General features: G+C 47.2%; 19 protein-coding genes. 6 read left to right on the top strand and 13 right to left on the bottom strand.

Annotated elements, in window-relative coordinates; translation table 11 throughout:
• Positions 1–214: 214 nt before the first annotated feature.
• Positions 215–850, bottom strand: coding sequence for a thermonuclease family protein (locus AKG35_RS04605; RefSeq protein ID WP_011130258.1), 636 nt, complete (start codon positions 848–850; stop codon positions 215–217).
• Positions 851–986: 136 nt separating this feature from the next.
• On the bottom strand, positions 987–1,280 hold the full coding sequence (locus AKG35_RS13380; RefSeq protein ID WP_197524599.1) for a chorismate-binding protein: 294 nt from the start codon (positions 1,278–1,280) through the stop codon (positions 987–989).
• 147 nt (positions 1,281–1,427) lie between these two features.
• Between AKG35_RS13380 and AKG35_RS12770 the strand changes: the two genes are divergently transcribed.
• Complete coding sequence (locus AKG35_RS12770; protein ID WP_162009610.1) at positions 1,428–1,601, top strand: hypothetical protein; 174 nt, start codon at positions 1,428–1,430, stop codon at positions 1,599–1,601.
• A 765-nt stretch (positions 1,602–2,366) separates the two neighbouring features.
• Here the strand turns inward: AKG35_RS12770 and AKG35_RS04595 are convergent.
• Entirely contained in the window at positions 2,367–2,972 is a 606-nt protein-coding gene (locus tag AKG35_RS04595) for an alpha-ketoglutarate-dependent dioxygenase AlkB family protein (protein WP_011130256.1), read from the bottom strand.
• 103 nt (positions 2,973–3,075) lie between these two features.
• Between AKG35_RS04595 and AKG35_RS04590 the strand changes: the two genes are divergently transcribed.
• Positions 3,076–4,746 carry a bifunctional aminoglycoside phosphotransferase/ATP-binding protein gene (locus AKG35_RS04590; protein ID WP_041384370.1) on the top strand — a complete coding sequence of 557 codons (1,671 nt, stop codon included), beginning with the start codon at positions 3,076–3,078 and terminating at the stop codon, positions 4,744–4,746.
• Positions 4,747–5,193: 447 nt separating this feature from the next.
• Here the strand turns inward: AKG35_RS04590 and AKG35_RS04585 are convergent, their stop codons facing one another.
• Genes AKG35_RS04585 through AKG35_RS04575 form a run of 3 tightly spaced genes read right to left on the bottom strand, consistent with a single transcriptional unit; the run spans position 5,194 to position 8,169 of the window.
• Positions 5,194–6,087, bottom strand: a complete 894-nt coding sequence (locus AKG35_RS04585; RefSeq protein WP_011130254.1) for a homoserine O-succinyltransferase — start codon at positions 6,085–6,087, stop codon at positions 5,194–5,196.
• 14 nt (positions 6,088–6,101) lie between these two features.
• Positions 6,102–7,430, bottom strand: a complete 1,329-nt coding sequence (locus AKG35_RS04580; RefSeq protein ID WP_011130253.1) for an O-acetylhomoserine aminocarboxypropyltransferase/cysteine synthase family protein — start codon at positions 7,428–7,430, stop codon at positions 6,102–6,104.
• Between the two features lie 43 nt (positions 7,431–7,473).
• Positions 7,474–8,169 carry a hypothetical protein gene (locus AKG35_RS04575; protein ID WP_011130252.1) on the bottom strand — a complete coding sequence of 232 codons (696 nt, stop codon included), beginning with the start codon at positions 8,167–8,169 and terminating at the stop codon, positions 7,474–7,476.
• Positions 8,170–8,185: 16 nt separating this feature from the next.
• Here AKG35_RS04575 and AKG35_RS04570 point away from each other — a divergent pair, with 16 nt between their 5' ends.
• Positions 8,186–9,253, top strand: coding sequence for a transglycosylase SLT domain-containing protein (locus AKG35_RS04570; RefSeq protein ID WP_011130251.1), 1,068 nt, complete (start codon positions 8,186–8,188; stop codon positions 9,251–9,253).
• Positions 9,254–9,558: 305 nt separating this feature from the next.
• Here the strand turns inward: AKG35_RS04570 and AKG35_RS04565 are convergent, their stop codons facing one another.
• From AKG35_RS04565 to AKG35_RS04540, 6 genes are all read right to left on the bottom strand, one after another.
• Positions 9,559–10,374 (bottom strand): CDP-alcohol phosphatidyltransferase family protein, encoded by an 816-nt coding sequence (locus AKG35_RS04565; RefSeq protein WP_011130250.1) that lies wholly within the window; start codon positions 10,372–10,374, stop codon positions 9,559–9,561.
• A gap of 164 nt (positions 10,375–10,538) precedes the next feature.
• A complete protein-coding gene (locus tag AKG35_RS04560) occupies positions 10,539–11,585 on the bottom strand; it encodes an SDR family NAD(P)-dependent oxidoreductase (protein ID WP_041384369.1) in 1,047 nt (348 codons plus the stop codon).
• Between the two features lie 390 nt (positions 11,586–11,975).
• On the bottom strand, positions 11,976–12,140 hold the full coding sequence (locus tag AKG35_RS04555) for a hypothetical protein (RefSeq protein WP_157859814.1): 165 nt from the start codon (positions 12,138–12,140) through the stop codon (positions 11,976–11,978).
• Positions 12,141–12,335: 195 nt separating this feature from the next.
• The gene (locus AKG35_RS04550) at positions 12,336–12,902 is read right to left on the bottom strand and encodes a DOMON-like domain-containing protein (RefSeq protein WP_011130247.1); all 567 of its coding nucleotides are present in this window, start codon (positions 12,900–12,902) and stop codon (positions 12,336–12,338) included.
• A 2-nt stretch (positions 12,903–12,904) separates the two neighbouring features.
• A complete protein-coding gene (locus AKG35_RS04545) occupies positions 12,905–14,038 on the bottom strand; it encodes a phosphotransferase enzyme family protein (RefSeq protein WP_011130246.1) in 1,134 nt (377 codons plus the stop codon).
• Positions 14,039–14,928: 890 nt separating this feature from the next.
• Positions 14,929–15,153, bottom strand: coding sequence for a helix-turn-helix domain-containing protein (locus AKG35_RS04540; RefSeq protein WP_011130245.1), 225 nt, complete (start codon positions 15,151–15,153; stop codon positions 14,929–14,931).
• 198 nt (positions 15,154–15,351) lie between these two features.
• Between AKG35_RS04540 and AKG35_RS04535 the strand changes: the two genes are divergently transcribed.
• Together AKG35_RS04535 and AKG35_RS04530 are read left to right on the top strand one after the other, a co-directional pair.
• Complete coding sequence (locus tag AKG35_RS04535; protein WP_011130244.1) at positions 15,352–16,566, top strand: metallophosphoesterase family protein; 1,215 nt, start codon at positions 15,352–15,354, stop codon at positions 16,564–16,566.
• Between the two features lie 7 nt (positions 16,567–16,573).
• A complete protein-coding gene (locus AKG35_RS04530) occupies positions 16,574–19,330 on the top strand; it encodes an AAA family ATPase (protein WP_011130243.1) in 2,757 nt (918 codons plus the stop codon).
• A gap of 123 nt (positions 19,331–19,453) precedes the next feature.
• Here AKG35_RS04530 and AKG35_RS04525 read toward each other — a convergent pair whose 3' ends face one another.
• Positions 19,454–20,965 (bottom strand): hypothetical protein, encoded by a 1,512-nt coding sequence (locus AKG35_RS04525; protein ID WP_011130242.1) that lies wholly within the window; start codon positions 20,963–20,965, stop codon positions 19,454–19,456.
• 324 nt (positions 20,966–21,289) lie between these two features.
• Between AKG35_RS04525 and stpA the strand changes: the two genes are divergently transcribed.
• Positions 21,290–22,495: a glucosylglycerol 3-phosphatase gene (gene stpA, locus AKG35_RS04520; RefSeq protein ID WP_011130241.1), complete on the top strand. Its 1,206-nt coding sequence runs from the start codon at positions 21,290–21,292 to the stop codon at positions 22,493–22,495.
• Positions 22,496–22,731: the final 236 nt, after the last annotated feature.

Genomic DNA, 22,731 nt, shown 5'->3' with positions numbered 1-22,731 from the left:
CCCAGATACGCTCTAGCGATGCTCTGAAGTCTTCTGTTGTGAATGATCTATTCAGTGTCTTCTGGAAGAGTAGATGGGAGAGTCTTCTTAATTTCATGCCAACAGCGAAAGCAGCAACTGCCCACGCAAGGGTTGCCCAAATGGGATGTTGCATCGCCCAAGCACCTCCGATCAGACAATGCTCGATCAGGCTTCTGTCGTCACGAAACCTTCATCAAGTTGCAATCTGCCCTGCACACCTGATTGACTCACATGCTTCCCCGTCCTTATCCCAATCCAGGCAGGAGTGTCTTTGTCTGAGCAGTTCTTGCGCTGCATTCCATGAACTCATGTCTTTGCAGCGATAACGCTTTCCCTTGCTGTCGCTCTGCTTGCTTTGCCTGTAATCCCAAGGTCGCTGGATCCCAGCAGGAACAGACCAGACCCCAATACCTCCCAGTCGGGCATAGGTCTCTAGGTGGGCGTAGGTCTGACGATCACACCCTTTGATGTACTTCCAATAGACAAAGGCATTGCCCGACTTCACTAATGACTGATTGATGTTGGTGCCATTGCGAATGACCTCTGCCACGGTTCTTCCATAGCGGTCAGTTGGCTTGGAGCGAAGGGACACATCAGATCCGACTGGCAATAGACCCTTCAGTGCTTGTCGTGCTGCTTTGCCATAGGGCGATTGGGAAGTCTCTGGAGCATCAATGCAGGCAAGGCGCACCTTGATTGTTTGACTGCCTTCTTTGGCGGTGAGAGTGTCGCCATCACCGATCGCAAGCACTTCTGCTGCATTGGAAGGCACTGCCCAAAGAGTAAGAAGCAGAACTAGAAGTGCCTTGCCCATATCCGATCCAAGCACTTAGCGAACTCCTTCTCCGTCAACGGTTTGGCAAGGTCTTGCTTTCGCTTAGATCCCCTGATCCACCAAATCATCAAACCCCAGTAGAAAAGAACCAGCAAACCAACTTCTAGATAACTCCAGTGCAAGCGCTCCATCAGTTCTCTTCCAGTCCTTTTAGTGCCTGGCGTAGGGCAAGGTTGAGGCTGTCATCGCAGCGAATGATCATCTGCAAGTAAATACTGCCTTGCTTATAGGGTGCATATGCCTTGGCACAAACCTCTTTAGTTGTCACCTGCCATCGATCAAAGGTTACTGAAGGCAATTGAGATCTCAAGTTCTTATTGATCTTTTCCAAGACAAAGATCTCAGTAGTGAGGCGGTTTTGAGCCTTCAACTGGAAAGTAAGCACGTTCTCCCTCATCAGATTCTTGGCTGATGAGGTACTCATCAACTTCGTCATAGGAATCATCATCAACATCTCTTTCGTGAACAGTCACGCCTAAACCTCCATTTGATCTCATCTAATTCAATTTTGCCTGATCACATCTCATGGTGATAGGAGGAAGAAGCGTAGGTCAAGAAAAAGAAGGGGTCTATGGCATTGCTGGTGAAGATGCCGGTGCCCTGTCTCACAAGTCACGAGGCTCTATCTAGGTTTAAGACATGGACTGTCATAGATGTCCCGCCTTGGCTCAAGCCTGCTCCTGAAGCTGATCTCACTGAACAACTCACAGCAGATGCCACGTTTGTGTTCAGGGTTCGCATCTAAGGGGAGAAGGTTCGCAAGTGGTTTCAAAGCGCGTTTTTTAAAAAGTCCAATCCGGTGAGCTGCGTTCGCCCGTGTAAAAATCAGACAATCAACTTGCTAACTCCGTGAACGCGAATGCTCTGCCTGTAAGCTGCTTGAGCAACTGAGCGTGAATGAATTAAATGATCGGAGGGTTAAATGGAGAATTTCATTCAGCTCACCTACTAGACAGTCATCATCATCTTCATCGTGCTTGGCGTGGCTAGAAATAGGCATAACACAGGAAGCATCAAGCATCATAATTGCCATCGTCTTAGGTGATCTGCCCAGCCCTCTGGTGGAGAAAATCTTATTCGCAATCAAAGCGGCAGTGTCCTTCTGCAGTTGGTGAAACGAGAATGTCTTTAGAACTTCTCAACCACATTGCAAAGGCCATACATCTCAATCCCAAGACAGTTGTTGTTTTGTTTTTGGAAAAATGAAACGCTGTCGTTCTCGCTTGACTTTGATAAGAGTGGTTATTGCCTTGCTAAGTATGTTTAGTGATTGCTTGGCAATACCCTTTGTTGCTGTCCTAGGAGGTCCTAGGTTAAGGCAAAAGATGGCTTAGATGTAATTCTCCTTTAGCCATCAAAACTCTTCCCTAACTGTTCCTGCAAAGCCCTATCTCGTTTAAAGAAGAAGATCAGTTGCTGTATTGTTGTTATGCCAATCGATATTATTTATTTGCATCCGATTTTATTTTAAGATAAAATTGATCTGATCTCATGTAAGCATTTTGATGAGCTATAGACCTTGGCTTTTGATAAAGCAACGGAAGGTCAGGTTGATTCTTGGTTGAAGCACTCTCTTTCGCCTCGGCAACGCATGTAGCCATTCTTTTTGACATTGAGGGTGCATGATCAACAGATCTCCGCCCTGCAAATGAAGTACTTCCCGCAACGGTTGATGGCGATGCTTGAAACAGAAATCCCTTGTTGCTCCGAGTGACAAGGAAGCGATCTGTGTGTTTGGCTCAATCTCAGCTTCATCATCCGCATGCCAACCCATGCGGTCGTTGCCATTGCGATAGAGATTCAGTAAACAACCGTTGAAGTTTTCCTTGCTGGCCGTATTCACCCGCCTGAGCAAGGGATAGAGCCAATCAGGCAATCCTTTGCCGCGATGGCTTACACCGCTGTAGTGATAGTTGACCCCCTCAGCTGCCATGAAGGCCGTCAGTCGTGGGACAACGTGATCACGTCCGTAGACTCGAACAACCGGTTGCTCCCAAGCCACACCGTCTTGTAGTCGATGCAGCCAGGATCGAGCATCAGCGCAGTTCAACCAATTGGCCATCCACGTCCAAGGGCGAGCTTCTGCCCAACCGTGTCTTTGTGATGGCTGTGCCATAGAGCTCCTAGCCAACATCATTGAACAGAACCATGTTGGCTTTATAGATGGCGGAGAGTCGTCACAGATGCGAGTGTTGAGTCATAGCTGAAACACTCCGCGGGTGACCACGACGAAGCAAAAACAACCCGCTTTGATTCAGGCATTAATGAAGCCAGAGGCTTATCCACATCCGGTGAAGGTTGTGGAGCTTGTCGAGACCCACATTTCCTGGGTGCTTCTGACCGGTTCCTATGCCTACAAGCTCAAAAAAGCTGTGCATTTGGACTTTGTAGACGCCACCACGCTGAAGCAACGCCTTCATTTTTGCCAAGAGGAGCTGCGACTAAATCGTCGCTTGGCTCCAGACCTTTATCTAGGTGTGACCAGGATTCTCGAATCAGTTGATGGCGCCAAAGTTCTCGATGAAAACTTTGAATTGAATGATCCATCCACAAAGGGTGTGGTTGATGTTGCTGTGAAGATGCGTCAGTTCCCTGTCTCTCGTCTTCTCAGTGTTTATCTTAGTGATGGGGTTTTGAAGACTGAATCCCTAAAAAGACTTGCTTTCGAACTTGCAGGGTTTCATCTCAGTGTCAAAACGGCTTCTGCAGATGGAGATTTTGGTGGATTTGATGCGGTAATCAATCCTGTTCATGCCAATTTGCGTGTGTTGGATCAATTGACACTTACTGAGCCATTAGAGCTTTGGCTTGAGGAGCATCGAGCTTGGATTAAGAGTATTCAGCCAGAACTGGCTTTTCGTTTTAAACAACGACTCAATGCAGGAGCCATTCGTGAATGCCATGGCGATCTTCATGTCGGCAACATACACTTAAACAACGATGAAAGTTTAGAAGTCTTTGATGCCATTGATTTTAATCCAAGTCTTCGTTGGATCGATCCGATTAGTGAAATGGCATTTCTAGTGATGGATTTTGAGGTACACGATCATCAGGGTGATGCCATGGTGATACTCAACGAATGGCTTGAGCACACCGGCGATTACAAGGCTCTTGATCTTTGGCCTTGGTATTCGGCTTACCGAGCGCTTGTGCGCGCCAAGGTGAGTGGTCTGCAATGGCAGCAACTCTGCTCTCAGAGTCAGCATCACTCTGTTGATCAGCAACATCTTCAACGGCTGCTTAAGGATCTCAACCTCTATATTCAGCGGGCAAGAGAGGTCCAGCAAACAAAGTCAGCCGGTATTGTGCTGATGCATGGACTGAGCGGTAGTGGTAAATCCTTTTTGAGTGAGCAGCTCTATCAGCAGTTGCCAGCAGTACGATTGCGTTCAGATATTGAACGTCAGCGTGCTTTCGGTCGCCGACCACTGCACAAGCTGCTTGGCTTTGAGAAAGGATCGATGACAAGTGTTGGCATTAAACCACTTTTTCAAGGAGACCCTTATCGACCTGAGGTCACCCAGTGGTTGTTTGATCAATGCCTACCGGCATTGACTCAAAGTTGCTTGAGCAGTGGTTACACCACAATTGTCGATGCCACCTTCTTACGCGAACGCGAACGACAGCGAATGTTTGTATTGGCGCGTCAACAAGGATGCCCGATTGCCATCGTGGCCTGTGAATGTAGTGATTTCACAGCTCAGGAGCGTATCGCTACAAGGATGGGGATTGGAACTGACCCCTCTGAGGCAGATTTAAGCGTGCGTGAACTGCAGAAAGCGTGGATTGAACCTCTCACAACCGATGAGCAAGACTTGACGGTTAGGTTTACGGAAAAAACTCCGATCAGCATTGGCCTAGAACGTTTGCGTGTTTTGCTGAATCCTTAGTGCATCCGATACACTTGGCTTTTGCAATAGACTATGACTTTGCTTCTCTTGTGGGGACAAACAATGAAGAATCTTTGGCTATAGAACTCTGCTTTTGTATTGCTCATTGATAGGCTCTGACATGACTGATCCAGGTGGAATCAATGTCGAAAAGATCAGGCAGGTCGCAAATCTTTTTTTTTAATCATTGAGCATCTCGTGATAGAAAGCTTTATTTCAATGCATTTTAGCAGATTGTAGCTTTATAGGGAAATGCATTCTTTGATGCTTCTAATGCTTTCTGATTGCCAATGATTCATTGTGCCTTTGTTGTATTTACATGCTATAAAAAATTGAGTCGTGAATGAGAAAGCCCCTCGATCTATGGTGCTTTCGAGGTTGATTGATAGAGATTTCCTGGCTTTTTGGGTTATTCTGTTTGCTATACATAGTCATTATGACAGCATTTTAGTCACGCAAGCTTACTCTTTGATAGCAGAACCAGAGCCAGTGTTGAAACAGTAGATTGCGATGTGATCGCCATAGAGTTAAAGGGTTGTCTGGATCAAAATTTTCAGGGGGCTGAACATCACCTCGCGCTTGATCACGTTCCATCTCTGTTAACAGGCGCCCCGCGTTGTACTCCGGATGGCCAAGATGAACCAGTTGGCGTTGATCGGTGGTCTCAAAGATTGTGTAGCCAACCTTCTCACCATGGGCAAGTAAACGTAGACGTCCCTGTCGTTGTGCTGCTTCCATTGCGCCATCATGCAACCCAGCATGGCGACTCTGCGGACACACAAATCGATCGTCTTGAGTGCCCATCAGGGCATGGCCGGGGACCAAGCTGCGCATTGGGAACACCCCGAACAACTTTTTGGCAAATGATTTTTTATCGACACCTTCGAGATAGGCCATTGCAAAACCAGCCCAGCACAAGCCAAGCGTGTTTGCACAGTTCTGCCGTGCCTGTTCGATGATTTTTACTAGCTCTGGCCAGTAGTTCACCTCCTCAAATGGAAGATGCTCAACTGGTGCTCCAGTGATGATCAAACCATCAAGAGGATTGGGTTCCATTGCTTCCTCCCAGCTCACATAGAGATTATCGAGATGAGCAAGGTCCCATGTTTTATAGCTATGGCTACTTAGCCTTATCCAGATCGGTTCGATCTGAAGAGGTGAAAGCCCTAGGGGATGCAGCAGATTGAATTCATACTGCTTGCCCAGGGGCATGATGTTGAGGATTCCGATTCTTAATGGCCGGATGTCCTGACGTTCCGCAAGTTCCGGCTCGATCCATGAGATCCGGTTCTTCTCCACCGCGGCGATCTTGTGATAACTGCGTGGCAGGATCAGCGCCATCGATGCCTCCAGTCTCAACTGATGGCCGCTAGGGCCTGTTCAAAATCAGCCTTGATGTCTTCGATGTGTTCAAGGCCAACAGATACCCTAACCATTGTGGGAGTGACTCCTGCAGATTCCTGCTCTTGAGCAGAAAGTTGTTGATGCGTGGTGGATGCAGGATGAATCACCAAGGTCTTGGCATCACCAACATTGGCGAGATGGCTAGCTAATTCAAGACCATTGATGAAGCTCACGGCATCATCAAAGCCTCCTTTAAGGGAGAACATCAGCATGCATCCCATGCCTCGATTCGTTAGGTATGTTTTGGCTTGTGCGTGGTATGGGTCATTTTTCAGGCCGGGATAATTGACACTGGCAACTTTGGGATGATCCTGCAGCCATGTAGCAAGAGCCATGGCATTGGATGCATGGCGCTCCACTCGCAAACTGAGTGTTTCGAGCCCTTGCAAAAGTAGGAACGAGTTGAATGGACTAAGAGCTGCTCCCCAGTCACGCAGTCCCTCAACTCGAGCTCGCAGTGCAAAGGCCACATTGCGATTGCTTGGGACGCCGAGCATGGAGCAGATGTCGCTGCCGAACCCGAAAGCATCCCAGTGCACCAGACCGTGATATGCCGCGCTTGGCTCACTCATCAGTGGGAATTTGCCATTGCCCCAGTTAAAGGTGCCAGCATCCACAAGCACTCCACCAAGGCTGGTGCCATGGCCTCCAATCCATTTGGTGGCACTTTCCACCACCACATCCGCGCCATGCTCTATGGGCCGAAGCAAAGCACCAGCTGCTCCAAGGGTGTTGTCAACAATTAATGGGATTCCCATGTCTTTTGCTAAGCCTGAAAGGCCTTTAAAGTCAGGGATATTGAAGCGAGGGTTCCCCATCGACTCCACATAAATTGCTTTTGTGTTGGCATCGATTTGTGTGGCAAAGCTATCAACATCATCACCATCTGCAAACTTCACATCAATGCCAAGGCGGGGAAACTGCACCTTGAATTGATTGTAGGTTCCTCCATATAAGAAGGATGTTGAGACAAGATTGTCACCAGCCTGCATGCAGTTTGTAATTGCCAGGAACTGGGCGGATTGTCCGGAAGCTGTCGCTACAGCAGCAATCCCTCCCTCAAGAGCCGCAACACGCTTTTCAAACACATCCGTCGTGGGGTTCATCAGACGGGTGTAAATGTTGCCGAATTCTTTAAGACCAAACAGGTTGGCACCATGTTCAGCGTCATTAAAGACATAAGAACTGGTTTGATAAATGGGTACAGCCCGTGAGTTCGTGACAGGATCAGCTACCTGGCCGGCATGAAGCTGGAGGGTTTCGAAGCGATGTGAAGTCAACTACACGTAAACAGGAAGGTCCCTTCTTTCTAGCAACTTAGTCTCAGGCGCGGTTCCAGTCGTCCGGTGGAGCAGCTTTATCTGTCTTTGCTAAGGATGGCAGTGTTTCGCGAATCAAGGGCACCAATTCGGCCCTCACTTCCTGGCGGAATCCTTCGACCACAGACGCATTGAGTATGGGATAGCTCTGATCAGCTGAAGTGTCTTCTTCTCTTAATTGGCGCCATTTTGTCGGCTCTTGAGCTTTGAGAGCGTTGAGGGGGGCCTGGAAATCAAAACTCACCACAAGGCCCTGCTGATCAGCAAGCTTTGATGCACGGTTTGCAATCGATTCACGTACAGCATCGAACTTCTTGGCCTTGAGGGTGTCTGGTAGGCCGAGAACAGGTTCGTAATAGTCGAGAGCGCGCAATTCTTCTTCCAGCAGGATAGGCCATGCGCCACGAGCGTTCTCTTCAAGTGCGAGAGCTAACTCTGCTTCATTCATGGCCTGGAGATAGAAGCGGAGCCTGCGGTAATAAGACTTGTCCTCAGTGGCTTTTTTGGCTGCAGCCTTGCCAGTGACGATTGCTGGCAGTGCGGCTTCAGCCTTTCTTAGGAACTGGCGGTCCTCTCGTTCCAAGTTCATTGCACCCCAACGCTGCCGGTAGTCCCATAGCTCCGCATAGCGGGCTACGTCCTCGCTGGACCAGCCAAGTTCTTTGAGCTCATCAGCTCGGTGAGTGGATTCCTTGGCCACGCGAGGGTTTCATGTAATGGACGGCAGCGTAAGCGGCGGCGGGCTGATCAGTGCCATCGAGCCTTTGTTGGTTAGTTCCGGTAGCGTCATCTTTACCTTTGAGTTGGTTGTCATGGGGAAACGCCACCTCGCTCTAATGCTTTTCAGCGCTGGGGTTCTAAGCCTCATGGGTAGCTTGGCTTTGAAGTCACTAAGTACCACGAATGTTTTTGTGGCGGAACGCCAATCGGCATCAAAAGATTCGATTCTGCCAAGCGATGCCGATCGGCCACGTATGGCTGATGGGCGTCATTACCCCATCGTTCCAGATGATCCGATCAAGCTTGCGGATCTTCTTCAAGAGGTAGAAGAAGCGTTGCTTCAACCATCAACACCTGAAGAAGATCTACCAAGCCTTGGCCATCAACAACAGCTCATCTACCGGGTGTTGTCTAAGGATCTACCCACTTCTAATAAGGTGCTGGCTCACTTGCCGAGCCGTTGGCGTCATGTGGCTGAACGGCATTTAGCCGCAAGGCGTGAGTTTCTTGCGATGCACAGGAGATCCTTTAGACCTCGCTTAATGCCGGCCTGGAGAATCATTCCGCCCGAGCCTGCAGAGAAGTTATTGAGCTATTACCGCAAAGCAGAAAGTTCAACTGGTATCGATTGGGAAGTTTTGGCGGCAGTGAACCTTGTTGAGACAGGAATGGGCCGCATCGATGGTCTCTCTGTAGCTAATGCTCAAGGACCGATGCAGTTTTTGCCAACAACTTGGCAAGAGAATGGTATTGGAGAAGGTGACATCCGTGACCCCCATGACGCGATTCAGGCAGCCGCGCGCTATCTAGTACGCCGCGGCGGGCTACAAGATATCCGTAAAGGGTTGTGGGGATATAACAATAGCGACCATTACGGAAGGGCCGTGCTCGAATACACAGCCTTATTGAAGGAAGATCCGCGCGCATTCACTGGGCTTTATCATTGGGAAATTCACTTTGACATTGATGCTGGGGATTTATGGCTGCCTGTTGGTTATAACCAAAACAAGCCAATTCCTGTGTCTACCTATTTAAGGAAGTTTCCAGCAAGTAGCCCAAGATAACCACTTTGATCAATGCAGAATGGTCAGGAGGATGATCAATGGCTAACATATTATGAATTAGGCTATAAAAACTCAATAGTTTTAATCCCCGCACATGGAGTATCGCTATAACCTCTAGCGACATAAGGTTATTTGGCTTGATCACCTGTTGACAATGAGATGTCTTTTGTAAGTAGTTCTTGAATTCTGTAAATCAATCAATTTAGGAAACCTGCTCTTTGCAGAAAATGTTATTGGGTTGATCTTGAACTAGTGGATTATAGTTAATATCTCTCCTTCAATGAAGATTGACTATAAATTTGCAGCTAGAGCCTTTCGGCCCTTTTCTGTAACTTTTTTGACCCTAATATTAAAACACTAAATACAACCAGTGCCGCGATGATGTTGTAGACGACCAAAAAGATAGGGAAGGTTAGCTCTAGGTTATTGGTGCAGAGAAGTATCGCTATAATCAGTAGTTGGAATCCCAATCCAAAGATTGAGATTAAGCTCATAATCCAGTTTGGGATTGGGCGAGATCTTGAGTTGGTTATTTGATTGCCCTTGAACATTGTGTCGATAATCCAGTCCTGCCACCCGTAAAAAATTAGATATAGCTTATGAAGCATAAATAAGACTCTTGGGTTCTCTTGAGGGTAAGGAACTGGAGATGTCACTTCGGATATACGGCTTGTTTTATCCCCGGATGCCTGATGCCTTTTAATCACATAAAAATAATTAAATATGGTCCCTTGTAGTTGAAATGAGATCCAGGTCAGCGTAATTTTCCAAACAGGTATCATCAGCGGGATGCCAATCGAAAACAACACAAGCCCGTTCAGAATTAAATCATTTATTGAGTCCAAGTATCTACCAGTATGTGATGGTCGATTTCTTGCGCGAGCCATTTCACCATCTGCCGCATCAAGCAAGCTTTTTAAGATCAGTAGTGAGCCTGCAAGTGTAAGTGCATAACGATTAAAAATTAGCACCACACTGACTAGGCCTACTGCGGTAAATAGCCATGTCAATGTGATAGCGCCTATCGATGTAGGTAGCAGTTGTTTTACCAGCCATATTGCTCCTGGACGTGCATAATCTGACAGGTCCCAAAACTTATGTTCAGGGGGGAGTTTTGGCATTATAGTAGTGTTATTGCTGGCTTAGCAGAAATCGCAATAGTTTTAGGATCAAGACTTGTCAATCTTTGACTATGGATTTGAGATACATGCTGCATGTTGTTGCTTCTGCTTTTTGATAATTCAGGGCCTATATATACAGTTAATTAGGTCCTCTTGAACAAAGCTTAGCATTGTGATACTGAGGCAGGTGGTAGCTCAGTAGGTAGTCCTATCAGCTCGGCGCTCACTTCCCAGAGCGACTTGGCCAGATTGTTGTCCTGTGCTTCCTTACTTACATTTGCTTCTTCAAAACGGTGCTTCCCTGGACCGTCAAGCCGATTGCTTCGATAGCTAAATGGAGATGTGCTTAACGATTGATCTGTCGCAAGTCTCGACAGTAGAGACCCCGCATTCTCTGTTGATTCGCTAATGCGCAACAGATCTCGCACCACTAGTGAAAAGACCCGCTGACCCCATTCGTTGTAGCGCCGACTGTATCGAAAGAAGCCTCCTGAGCTGCGAGGTATCACTAGCCCTGGTGCCCATGCCAGCACTGGTATCTGTGTGGAACGCAAACTCAGTCGTCTTGCCAATTCCCGAGCGAACAGTACGTTGCAAAGCTTGCTGTCCTTGTAGGCCTTGTCTGCATTAAAGTTTGAACTGCCATCAATCATCTCAAAGCCGGCTCCGGTTTTGAGACCCGTCAAATCACCTAAGCCAGAAGGCTTGCCAAAGCGTCCGCCAGGAGAATTGGAGTCATGCACCTCGGAAGCTGTTACCACTACACGTGGGCTCCTCCCTTCATCTAACAGCGGTAATAGGCGGATGCTCAAGGCCTGATGACCAAGATGATTCACTGCGATGGTGAGTTCGTAGCCCTGAGATGAGAGCTGCGCTTTTGCTGCACCAGTGTATTGAAGGCCAGCATTTAGGATCAAGGTATCGATTGGTTGGCCGATTCTCAATAGCTCATCAGCACAATGTTTGATGCTTTCCAAATCAGCTAAGTCCATGACTGGAGCTGAAACTGGGCTTCTCTCTTGCTGATGTTGAGCTGTCTCTTCTGAGAGCTTTTTAAGCGTTGCCGTGGCTGTAGAACGATCTCGACAAGGCAGAATTAGCTGATGCCCGGCACGATGCATTCGAACTGCAGCTTGATAGCCGATTCCAGAACTTGCTCCTGTGAGCAGGATTCGGCGGCTTTGGACTGTTGACGAGGGGGCTTTGGTCATGGTTTGCACCCTATGCAGAAGATGGTGCTTGTTGCCTCGCTTCTAGGGGATGGCCTTCAACGCTGCTACGAGCTGAATTGAATTCGTCGCACCATCCTTTGCGTTCAGACCAACCACAATTCCTTTTTCAAGCAAGAAAAAAGGCGGGGTAGGAGTTCTTTCCGCCTAGAAGCTAACTACTGTTTTTGTCTAGTGCTCAGCCCTGCACCAAGCCGATAACCAAAGTTACGACAGCAATCAGCAGTCCACCCCATTCAACAATTGCCTCATCTTTTTCATATCAGCAAGCGGCAAGGATGGCGGCAAGCTGGATGATAACGATGTTATTAAATATGGTGATCAGAGTAGATGGTATTTATTTTGTAGCGAAGCGAACTTTTCCTGTCTGTCTCACGACCAGCTCTTCTGCAGTTTCTTGATCATCCGCCATATCAGTTCACGCGTATTGGGATGGATTTGTTCCATATCGATGGATGTGCAGGCGCTGAGATCAGCCATTCGCAGACATTGATGGACTAAAGAGTCTTCGCGCATTAAAAGCTGTTTTTTACTCATGTCGAGCGCTGTAATCAAAATGGCTAAAGTTATGATGATCAAGAAACCGAAGGCTGCTTGATTCTTTCGGAATCTATTAGACATGAAACTTCAATGTTTCAATGAAGTTCTGAGAATGATAAGTCTGATTGATCTAGAGCATTGGAATGCTTTTGCTTTTGAGCTGCTGCATTGTCCCCAGGAGGAGTGAACGATTTAGGGTTGAATGAAACTTCGGCGGTCATGAAAGTCTGGACCTTGGCCTGTATGGCGAATGGCCCAATAGCTATAACTTGCATCGGCATGTTTCATGACCGCAGCGAGAGAGAACTCTGGGCAGGAAATACCTGGCAACCAGGGCTGTAAATTGAGAAGTACATCACAGCGAAAATCTTTTGGTCCAGCATGGATGCTGATGTTTGGGAGGAGTACGCCGAGCTCTGGTTTGAGTCCGTTGCGGTAGTTCTCAAGGGAGTAAAGATTCCAATTACCACTAGGGGCAACATTGAGTTCCCAGTAGTTCTCTTGCCCAGGATGTGCTAGGAATGCCTCGAAGCACGTGTTTGACCAAAGCTCATCACATCGCTGTGGTGAAATTGCAGTGGCTGGTATTTGAATATCGTTGAGCCCAGCTTCTCCTCGACTTCGAAGCCCATAACTGAGCTCAAGAATCCCTTCTTCATGCCATACAAACTCAGCACTAACTAGTAAGCTTGGTTTCTGCCTTGGTTCATAGGGAACCAGAGTGCATACTTGGCGTGTCATGACAGCATGGCGAGCCATCTTTAGCTTTGGCTCCTCAGGCGCTCTACCATGCCAACAATAGAGGTCCAATGAGCTTCAATACTTTCCATGAGGCGGAACTGCACCTCCGCGCGATCAAGGTTTTGGTTTGGATGTTTCGTTTTGAAGTAGATGTTGCCATTGAGGTGATCAGTAAGGAAGCGCAAACCAAGTTCAAATGGGATCAATTTGATGCACTCGGGGATGTAGTGATAATCCCTTTCACTCAAGAAGCCTCTTGCTACAGATAGGTATCCATCAAGAATTGCTTCACATACTGAGAGATCAAAGTGAACCTGGCTGATATCGCTAGCTTCCTCTCCTGCTGGATTACAACAGGAACGAAGGCAATCACCAATGTCATAGTGAACCAGGCCAGGCTTGACGGTATCGAGGTCAATCAACCCCACCGCCTGGCTTGTGATGTTGTCGATCATGACATTGTTGATCTTCGGATCACCATGAATGGGACGCTTCTTTAATTCACCACGACAAAGAGCGGCTTCTAGTACATCGACGCCAGCGCGACGGGTCTCTATGAAATCCATCGCCGAGCTAAGGCGTGAGTCTCGCTTCAAATTTGTAACGCTACCACTGCATCCTATGGTTTGGGCGATGTCGAACTGTTGTAAGTATGCAGGAGTAACGTGAAAATTCTCAAGCGTGTCTGCTAATCCATCGTTGGGGAGATCACTGATGAGATAATGAAACATGCCAAGTGCATATCCGATTTCTTTAGCGTGTTTATAGTCGCGGAGTACCTCAACAGTTGTAGCGGAGTTGATGTAGGTGATGGAACGCCAGAACTGTCCATCTTGTTCAATCCAATGTTCATCTAAGCCACGGACTGGTAGAACTCTTGGGATCTCCCATCTCCTGCTGATTAGCTCTGATGGACGTGAGGCTAATTTTCTTTCCACATGCTCAACAAGGTTGAGCATGTTTTTCATCACGAGATCAGGTCGATCAAACACATTGGTGTTGATACGTTGAAGAACAAAGTTTTGAGGTTCAATACCACTCAAGGCCACTAGAAAAGTATCATTGACGTTACCAGACCCCAGTACATCAATACTTGATATATTTCCTTGAGCACAAAAATGACCAGCAATACTCATTAGTGCATTGCTGGTCATGAGTGGGGATTTGGCCAAGACTGCTTACTTGTGTCTTTATTAGCAACGATGATGTCTTTAGAGGCTTTTGCCAGAGATCAGTGTGCGGAAAAGTAGGCGGTGGATCTCCGAAGCTCTCGCCTTGACTCAAAGACTCGATGATTTGCTCCAGGCATCACGTTTGTTCTGGACGGCTTGAATTCTTTATGGTAGAGCATGGTTTCTTAGTGCATCATGCTTGAAATGATGGTTTTGTTTTGAGTTGGAGAGGCAAGCTTTGTTCAAGATCCAGAGATTGATGCTAATCGTAGTGAATTTATTAAGTTAATGGGCTAAGTTTGCGGGTTGGCATTGATCACAGAGACTGGCTTTGTGGCAATCACTTGGTAAGCAATCTATAGTTGATCGAGTTTTATTATTCCTGCCGATCAAGGTATGGAGAACCTATGAATGCCTATATTATTGGGTCTTGTTAGGTTGGTTAGGTAACCATATGGACCACCTTTTTTATCCGCATATTCTTGAAGCTCTTTCTCGGTATCGGTTTCGGTAACTTAACATTGCAATCCTTGTCTATAGATAAGAATCTTGTCTCGAGCACAGGATAAAATCTTTAATATGGTAGCTCTATTCATCAGGAGTAGCCTCTATTGCGAATGTTTCTAAAGAGTTGTTATTTCTTGCTCAACTAATCTGACAAGGCAAGGTACCTTGCCACTCAACTGGAGACAACATAAGAAGAACTTTGCTTTCCTCTATAGAACTTTTGCGACCGAGGACTGTGGTGATCTACAGGACTTGCTATCGCGCACTTGTCTCTGTAGATCACTTCTGGGCTTTAGAATTAGTTCGCTTGAACCAATCTGAACGCAGTGAGGATTTCAATAAAGATTCTTGAACACAAGATTTGATTAGGAAACCCATTGACGTCGTATACCCTCAGCAGCTGCTGCCGCACGATTACGGACACCTAATTTGCGAAGGATCGAGTTGACATGTCCTCGAGCAGTTGTTTCTGCAATGAACATCTGGTGACCAATCTCCCGGTTGGTGAACCCGTCACACACCAGACGGAGGACAAAGCGTTCCCGAGGCGTTAATGATTTCACTTCGAACACTAAGGGTGACAGACCCATGCTGCGCAGCTGAAATGCTTTAAATCTGACTAGCTCTGCGGGGAATTATGACCAAGTCTGACTGGCCCCAGCTCAGAAGACCTTTGAGGTCAGTGCTTAACACATCTATAGGGCCGCTTTGCCAAGTTGATCTCCCCTGAGGGGGCTTCAGAAATAGCAGACTCACGGCAGCATGGGGACCCGGAGTGTGTTGCAGCTTTGCCCCGATTTCTCCATACCGCTGACTGGCAAATCGGCAAGCCCTTTAGGAATATCACAGATCCTCATAAGCGCTTTCGCCTGCAACAGCAGCGGATCTTGTCTGTTTCACGGATCGCTGCTGTTGCCGAAGAGCACAACGTAGATGCCGTGCTGGTGGCAGGCGATCTGTTCGATTCCAGCACCGTCCCATCAGCTGTGGTGATGGAGGTCTTGGAAGTGATTGGTTCTATGAATCGTCCAGTCCTGGTGATCCCGGGCAATCATGACCATGGTGGAGCTGGAGGTGTTTGGCAGCGCCAGGATGTTCAAAGGCAGTTGAAGGAACGAGCACCTTTGATGCAGTTGCTTCTTAAACCGGAGCCGGTTTTGCTTGATCAAGCGCTTGTTTTGCCTTGCCCTCTGCTACGTCAGCGCGATAGCGAAGACCCCTCAGCTTGGATCAGTCAGCTGGATTGGCAGGATCTAGCTGAAGATTGTCCTCGAATTGTTCTTGCACATGGAGCTGTGCACGGATTCGAGAGCACTGATTACAACCAAGACAGTGCTGGTCAGTCGGAGCGGATCAACCGCATTGATCTTGACATGATCCAACATGGGCAGGTTGATTACATCGCTCTTGGCGACTGGCACAATCTCAAACAAGTAGGAGATCGTGCTTGGTATTGCGGAACCCCTGAACCGGATCGCTTTGATCAGGGAGACCAGGACCAGCGTGGGCAGGTTTTAGTTTTTGATATTGATCGAGGGACATGTCCCATACCGAAGTCTGTATCAACGGCTGGGTTGCACTGGCACAATCTTCGGGTACAGCTCAGAACCACAAGCGATCTTGATCGACTGGAGCGGACTCTCCAGCAGCGCATTGGAAGTCGAGTAGGCCGTGATCTATTGAGGCTTGAAATTAATGGACAACTGAGCCTTCGTGAGTATCAACGCTTTGATGCCTTAATCGAGGTGCTAAGGACGCAATTGCTGCATGTACGCATCAAAGGAACCTGCCATCGACGTCCAGGTCAGGAAGAACTTCTGGCCATGACTGATCGCAGTGAAGATCATTTGATTAGTTCTATTGCCTTACAACTACAGGGAGAACTTGAAAACCTTGAACTTACAAAATCTCTTACAACTGAACAGCAGAGCGAAGCCGAGCTGATCGAGTTAGCTCTTTGTGAACTCCATCGGCTTTGCAGTGAGTCATCCTTAAATAACTGACCGCCCTATGCGCTTATTGCACTGCCATCTTGAAAATATTCGCCGTCATCGGTTCTTGGATCTCGACTTTTCGCCCGGATTGACGTTGATTTCTGGAGCCAATGAAAGCGGGAAAAGCTCACTTGTGGAGGCGATGCATCGAGGCTTATTTCTCAAGGCTACTGCTAGCGGATCGCTAGTAGAAGCGTTGCGCTCTAATCTTTTTCCAGGTCACCCCCTCATTGAACTTTCTTTTGAAGCCAAAGGTGCGATCTGGTCGTTGAGCAAACGCTTTAGTGGTCAGAGTGGCAGCGTAAGGCTTGATGGAACCGGGCAAGAAGTTCCACTCAGCGGTTCTGCGGCAGAAGAGCTCCTAGCAAAACTTCTCGGAGTTGATGAGATCGTTGGCAGTCGTCAGGCAGCGCGAGTCCTTCCGAGTCGATGGGCTCATCTCTGGGTGTTACAGGGACTCGCTGGCCAGAATCTTTTAGATCAAGGACCCCAGCATTACGACCTCAATGGGTTGATGCAGCAATTGGAGCAACGGGCAGAAGTGTCTTTGCAATCATCTCTTGATCAAAAGGTGAGTACGGAGCTGGAGGCTCTTGTGGAAGCCACTTTCACGAGTCGAGGGGTTCGTCGTAACTCACTTCTTTGGCAATGTCAGCAACAACGAGAGAGAGCGGAAGATGCTCTTAAAACTGCAGAACTGCAACGGGACAGCTTTGAATCCACCAGTGCAGAGTTGGATCAACTTGAACATGAGCTTGATTTGCTCACGTCAGACCGCAAACCTGCCCTCAAGAAGCGACGTTTCGAGTTGCAAACGCAACAGGAGCAGACCCGCCAGGACGAAGCTGCTCTGCTCCTTTATCGACAGCAGCTCGAACCTCTTCAACTGCGAAAGAAACAACTGCAAAGCGTCCTTCATGCTAATAATCAAATCCACAATGAATTTCTCCTCTGCCAGAAGAATCTTGAGGATGGCAGTGAGCAGCAGACTCTGCTTAAGCACAGCCTTAGTGAGACCAAAAAGCAGATTGAGACCACACAGCAAAAGCTCAATGATCTGGATCAACAACGATCGGACTGGGAATTAAGGGGTCTGCAAATGAGACGGTTAGAAGAACTCACACAGCTCAAGCTTCAACGCGAATCCCTCCAACGACAGCACAACGAGCAACAACGCTTGCGCAAACAATCCCAAACACTGCAAATTCAACTCGATGCACTGCCTGATCTTGGTGTGGCTAAGTTGCAGCGTCTTCGTGATTGTTATGACCAAGTCAAAGCATGTGCTATTCGCATTGAAACGATGGCATCTGAATTCAATCTAGAACGTGCAGATCAGCCTGTAATTGTCGATGGTTTTCCCCTGAAGGAGGGTCAGAAGAAACGCCTTACATCAAGCTTCACCGTGAATGTTGGTGATGGAGTGTGCTTTCATATTAATCCTGGCCAAGGTACGGGAATTGAAGAACTAAAACGTGACCATGAGAGGAATCTTCTGAAGTACACGGAGACCCTGAAGGCTTGGCAAGTGAAATCTTTGGAGGAAGCCGAACAAAAGATTAATCACAGGAATCAGTTGAGTCAGCAATTGAATCTTGTCAACGAACAACTCAATGGATGTCAAGATGGACATGATGGAAATATAAGTCTATCTCTACAGAGAAAACAACTGCAAAATCGTCAGGAAGAACTTGAACAAGAGATGACCTCAGAATCAGAACTTTCAAAGCTAGATGATAGTTTATTCTCCAATGATGGAAGCTTGAATCAACTTCTTGATCTCGATACCATCCGCGTTGAGCTTAAGCGATATCGTCAGAGCTACAGAACCATTAGTGAGTCAATTAAGGTGATCAAGTTGCGACTTCAGCAGCTGCATAGAGAAGAGTATGAGCAAGACAAGAACTTACAGAAGCTTACACTTTCGATTGAGGTGTTAAGTGCAAAACAAATCGAACGAAAACAACATATGAAATCTCTTTTGGCTGAACATGGTCCTGAACCAGAGATTGAGGAAAAACTACTTAAACTTAATCAATCACTGACTCATTTGGGACAGAAGGTTTCTGATTTGGAACAACAGCTCGGAAAACAAACTCTACAAGCCATCAAGTCAGCTCTTGCAGAGCTGGATGCCCAAGAAAAACGTTTGCAGGAACATTTACAGCTGCTTAGCGGACAACGAGGAGCTCTGCGTGAACGCTGTGAAGGGCTTGGAAGCCTTGAACCTTATGCTGCTCTTGAGGAAGCCCGCGTAAACTTTAATCAGGCCAAGCTGGAGGAGCGTGAACAATTGATGCTTGCTCATGCACAGCAAAGACTCTTAAAATCATTTCAACAAGCTCAAGCTGAACTATCAAATCGATATACGACTCCACTTAGTCAGGCAATTTGTTCTTACTTAGAGCCCTTGCTTGGTAACGAAAATGATCGTTGTCACCTTAGTTTCGACCCTCATGATGGTTTTCGAGAATTAGGCCTTCGACGTGACGGTCAAAACGTACAATTTCGAGATTTAAGTGGCGGCATGAAGGAACAGCTCAATGGGGCTCTTCGTCTTTCGATCGCAGATGCCCTCAAAGGAGGACATGGCGACTGTTTGCCAATTCTGTTTGATGATGCTTTTACCAATACTGATCCAGATCGCATCGAGACAGTGCTCAGGATGATGACCCAGGCGGTAAAGCGTGGCCTTCAGGTGATTGTGCTCAGTTGCGACCCAACCCCTTACGAAACAATTGCTGATAAGACTATTTACTTGCCAAGTCCTTAATTGACTCAGACTTATAATCTGATAACTAGATCAGCTAGCTTGCTCATGATTCAAATCAATGGATATTTGCTTTCAATTCAGCAGATGTTTTGAAATTACTGGTGATCTGCTGGGGAATCCTACTTATAGGCTTGTCTCGATTACATTCATCGCTCTGAGATAAGCTGGTGTCTTGTCTACTGCCTCCGAACCATTAAGGAATGAATCATCTCGGATTGCACGACGCCCATTGTCGGCAATCACTGCATTAACGATGAGGTCTATGGCCTCTGGGTTGTCAAGATTTTGAAGAGCTTCGGCATATCTGCGGCTATGGGTTGGTCTGACAGATTCCTGGCAGTAATTAGTGAGTTCACGGCTTTCTGTCATCACAGAATAAGCAACTCCTTTGCTGGACTTATTTCCATAGATAGACATGTATAAAAGATTCACCATTGATGAATCATGCAGAGGAATAGAGTAATTATGAACAATCTGTGGCCAATAACGCAGAGACTTCAAGCCTTCTAACCCTCCCTTTTGTAGCCCATCAGATTCACACCATTCTTCAAGTTCTTCCATTTGATGAGGGCAGCGCTCTTCTTCCTTCATCTTTTTAGCTAGTACTTGCCCAGCTTGAAAGTTACGCGTTGGTTTGCCACAAACCGGAAGCATCATGCTGCCCCTAACATCTGCAACCATGGCAGTAAGTTGTGCAAAGGTGTGGTCTCGCACCTTTTCCATCTCCCCATCTCGAGCCAATGCGGCTTCAATGCGCTGCACTCCGTAACCAAGCTCAGTTAATGAAAATGGTTGTTGATTGTAGAGCCCATGACGATCATTTCTACACATCGATACTGTGGCAGCTTGATCAAGACACTGATCTAAAAGTAAGGTCAGCAGAGTTGGAAGTACGCCTGGATTATCATGGTGATATGTATAACCAAACCCAGCAAATATTGAAGCCATATTTTTTGCTGCTTTGATATATTGCCCTTCAATATTGTGAACACCTGACGATACCTGGATATTTGGTGACAATCGATCCAGCATTCGAGCTCCAAGCATCGCTGTTAGTGCATTTGGATGGCAGAAGTTGGCCGTGAAGCTATCAAACGGATTTCGCAATGCTCCATGGCGGTGAAATCCTGAGAAGAACGCTAGATTTGGTTGCTTTTCACATAGGACATATGATTCATTATTGATCTGGTTATGAGAGAAGGAACCGGCCAGACAAGCTAGAACAACCTGTTCTCGTTTCATCTCCTCACGTAGTCGACAAGCTTCCTCAAGGTCTAGCTCTACATGGTTGCTGTTCGCACTGAGAACGACGAGCTCACAGCGTTCAATTAGATCAGCCAGTGTGTTTGTGACACGAACTCCAGCTTTTACATGTGTGCCCATCTTGATAACAGATGCAACATGGGCCTCGTCCATTCCATCCAAAGAACCCTCTGGAAAGGCTCCCAGTAATTCTCGTTCTGGACGCGGGGCAAGCAATAAGCTGACACCAGCAGTTTGCATCGCACAGTTGTATGCCAGTGAGGCTGGATAAAGCCCCACGCTGTAGAACCCGACATTGCCATTCTCAAGTGCTTTAATTCTGCTTTGAATCAACTCCGGATTTAGGGACTTGGTGAAAAAACTGTTGTTCATCACTTCTCCTTGCTTCTATGCAGATTTGTTGTTGTCTTCTTTAACCCTACGGATGCAGCTGATCTCAGGAAAATGGGAATTTGCATATCACCATATTAAAACGTTTAATCTCTATGATAAATCGTGCAGCTTCTGTTCAGATCAGACTGCTTTTGTGGCCTTTAGTTCAATCAGGATCTGCTCAACAAACAGCTGAACTTTCACCTCGCGCCAATACAGCTGCTCATTAGTCAACAGGTGCTAGCCACAGTGTTTCCATGTCAGTGGCTTGGCCCATCGTGCTCAACGTGGGAAGGTGTGTAGACCCGGCCATAGCAACCAAACATGGGCCACATCGACCTCGATCAGCTTTTGGCTGAGATGGTCAGTACTGAAGACCTCTTGATCGTTCAGGATCTTGACGGCGTTTGTATCCCTCTTGTCAAGGATCCTCTGACGAGAGTTTTGGATCCTGCCTACGTATGGGCAGCCAAAAGTCTTGAGGGGTCTTTCTCTGTACTGACCAATGGAGAGCATGGCGGACATCGTGGAGTCAATTGTGTAGTCGAGAGGGCTTTGGGTGATCCCCAGCTGCCGGCTAAGCAGGGCCTCTACTTACCGGGATTAGCCGCAGGCGGAGTGCAACTGCAGAATTGTTATGGCGAGATCAGCCATCCCGGCATTAGTGATGCAGAAATTGCCTTTCTTGCTGCACTGCCTAGCCGAATGAAGACCTTGCTGGAACAGCGTCTCCCTGCATTGCTTCCCCAGATCACCTCTGATGAGATCCAAACCCTCGCAAAGATGTCAGTTCTTGATACAGAGCTATCGCCCACAATTCTCTTGAATGGCTTGTTTAGCCTGTCTCCTGACGATGTTGGTATTCAGCAATCCCTGCAAATTATGCTGCATGAATTGATGAATGAATTGATGAATAGTGCAATAAGTGCTGGTTTGCCTAATTCGTTTTTTCTGCATATTGCTCCCAACATGGGCTGTGATGGACAACGGGAGAGGCTCAAGCCTGCTGCCCCTGGCGATGTAGGCACCACTGATATCCAGTTCATGCTCAAAGGTGCTGTCAAGGAAGCCGGACTAGTGGTTTTGATTAACAAGCATATCGCTAAACACAAAGGCAGAGCTCCTCTCGGCAAAGACTTTGATGTGCGTTCAGCACCTAAGACTCATCAGGGATTGTTGGATCTCTGCCGCAAACATATTCCTGTTGATCAGATGCCACTGTTGATGGGTGTGGGTGATACGGTTACATCCAATCCATCTCCAGATGGAACTGGATGGTTACGTGGCGGAAGCGACCGCGGTTTTCTTACCTTGCTACAGAATTTAGGTGCAACTTATAACCGAACCAATCGAGTGGTTCTTGTCGATAGTAGTGGTGGTGAAGTATACCGACCTAGCTTGGCGGATGAACGTTTACAAGGGATCAGTGATCCTGAGGATCCCTTGCATTTTGATGTACTGGTTCCTAGCGGCCCCAGCACATACGTGGCTTGGTTTAGGTCACTTGCTGAACGTCGTTCAGGTCGTTAAATGCTGTAATTAGCAATCTTTGGGAGGCTTAAGAGGAGACCATTCCTTCGTGCCTATTGGGCCTCAAGGGTGAGATTAGATATAAGCACTAGAGTCCCTTCACCTTGATTGATTGTTTTCAACCATGTCTTTTTTAGAAAGAGATTCTTTTTAAGGTTAATCATTTTTTAGTGTAAATATACATTACTGCATGTTGCTGCCTCTTGGGAAGCACGGCATTGAGACTTGCCCTACGC

This window comes from Prochlorococcus marinus str. MIT 9313 (assembly GCF_000011485.1).
Classification (GTDB): Bacteria; Cyanobacteriota; Cyanobacteriia; order PCC-6307; family Cyanobiaceae; genus Prochlorococcus; species Prochlorococcus marinus_D.
Note: the sequence above shows the minus strand (reverse complement) of the source record. Positions and strands in the feature narration are given on the sequence as shown.

Bases quoted from the DNA above. Each gene is read 5' to 3' on its own strand.
- AKG35_RS13380 (WP_197524599.1), bottom strand. From the start codon at position 1,280: ATGAGTACCTCATCAGCCAAGAATCTGATGAGGGAGAACGTGCTTACT.
- AKG35_RS12770 (WP_162009610.1), top strand. From the start codon at position 1,428: ATGGCATTGCTGGTGAAGATGCCGGTGCCCTGTCTCACAAGTCACGAG.
- AKG35_RS04595 (WP_011130256.1), bottom strand. From the start codon at position 2,972: ATGGCACAGCCATCACAAAGACACGGTTGGGCAGAAGCTCGCCCTTGG.
- AKG35_RS04585 (WP_011130254.1), bottom strand. From the start codon at position 6,087: ATGGCGCTGATCCTGCCACGCAGTTATCACAAGATCGCCGCGGTGGAG.
- AKG35_RS04570 (WP_011130251.1), top strand. From the start codon at position 8,186: ATGGACGGCAGCGTAAGCGGCGGCGGGCTGATCAGTGCCATCGAGCCT.
- AKG35_RS04565 (WP_011130250.1), bottom strand. From the start codon at position 10,374: ATGCCAAAACTCCCCCCTGAACATAAGTTTTGGGACCTGTCAGATTAT.
- AKG35_RS04560 (WP_041384369.1), bottom strand. From the start codon at position 11,585: ATGACCAAAGCCCCCTCGTCAACAGTCCAAAGCCGCCGAATCCTGCTC.
- AKG35_RS04555 (WP_157859814.1), bottom strand. From the start codon at position 12,140: ATGAGTAAAAAACAGCTTTTAATGCGCGAAGACTCTTTAGTCCATCAA.
- AKG35_RS04550 (WP_011130247.1), bottom strand. From the start codon at position 12,902: ATGGCTCGCCATGCTGTCATGACACGCCAAGTATGCACTCTGGTTCCC.
- AKG35_RS04545 (WP_011130246.1), bottom strand. From the start codon at position 14,038: ATGACCAGCAATGCACTAATGAGTATTGCTGGTCATTTTTGTGCTCAA.
- AKG35_RS04540 (WP_011130245.1), bottom strand. From the start codon at position 15,153: ATGGGTCTGTCACCCTTAGTGTTCGAAGTGAAATCATTAACGCCTCGG.
- AKG35_RS04530 (WP_011130243.1), top strand. From the start codon at position 16,574: ATGCGCTTATTGCACTGCCATCTTGAAAATATTCGCCGTCATCGGTTC.
- AKG35_RS04525 (WP_011130242.1), bottom strand. From the start codon at position 20,965: ATGAACAACAGTTTTTTCACCAAGTCCCTAAATCCGGAGTTGATTCAA.
- stpA (WP_011130241.1), top strand. From the start codon at position 21,290: ATGGGCCACATCGACCTCGATCAGCTTTTGGCTGAGATGGTCAGTACT.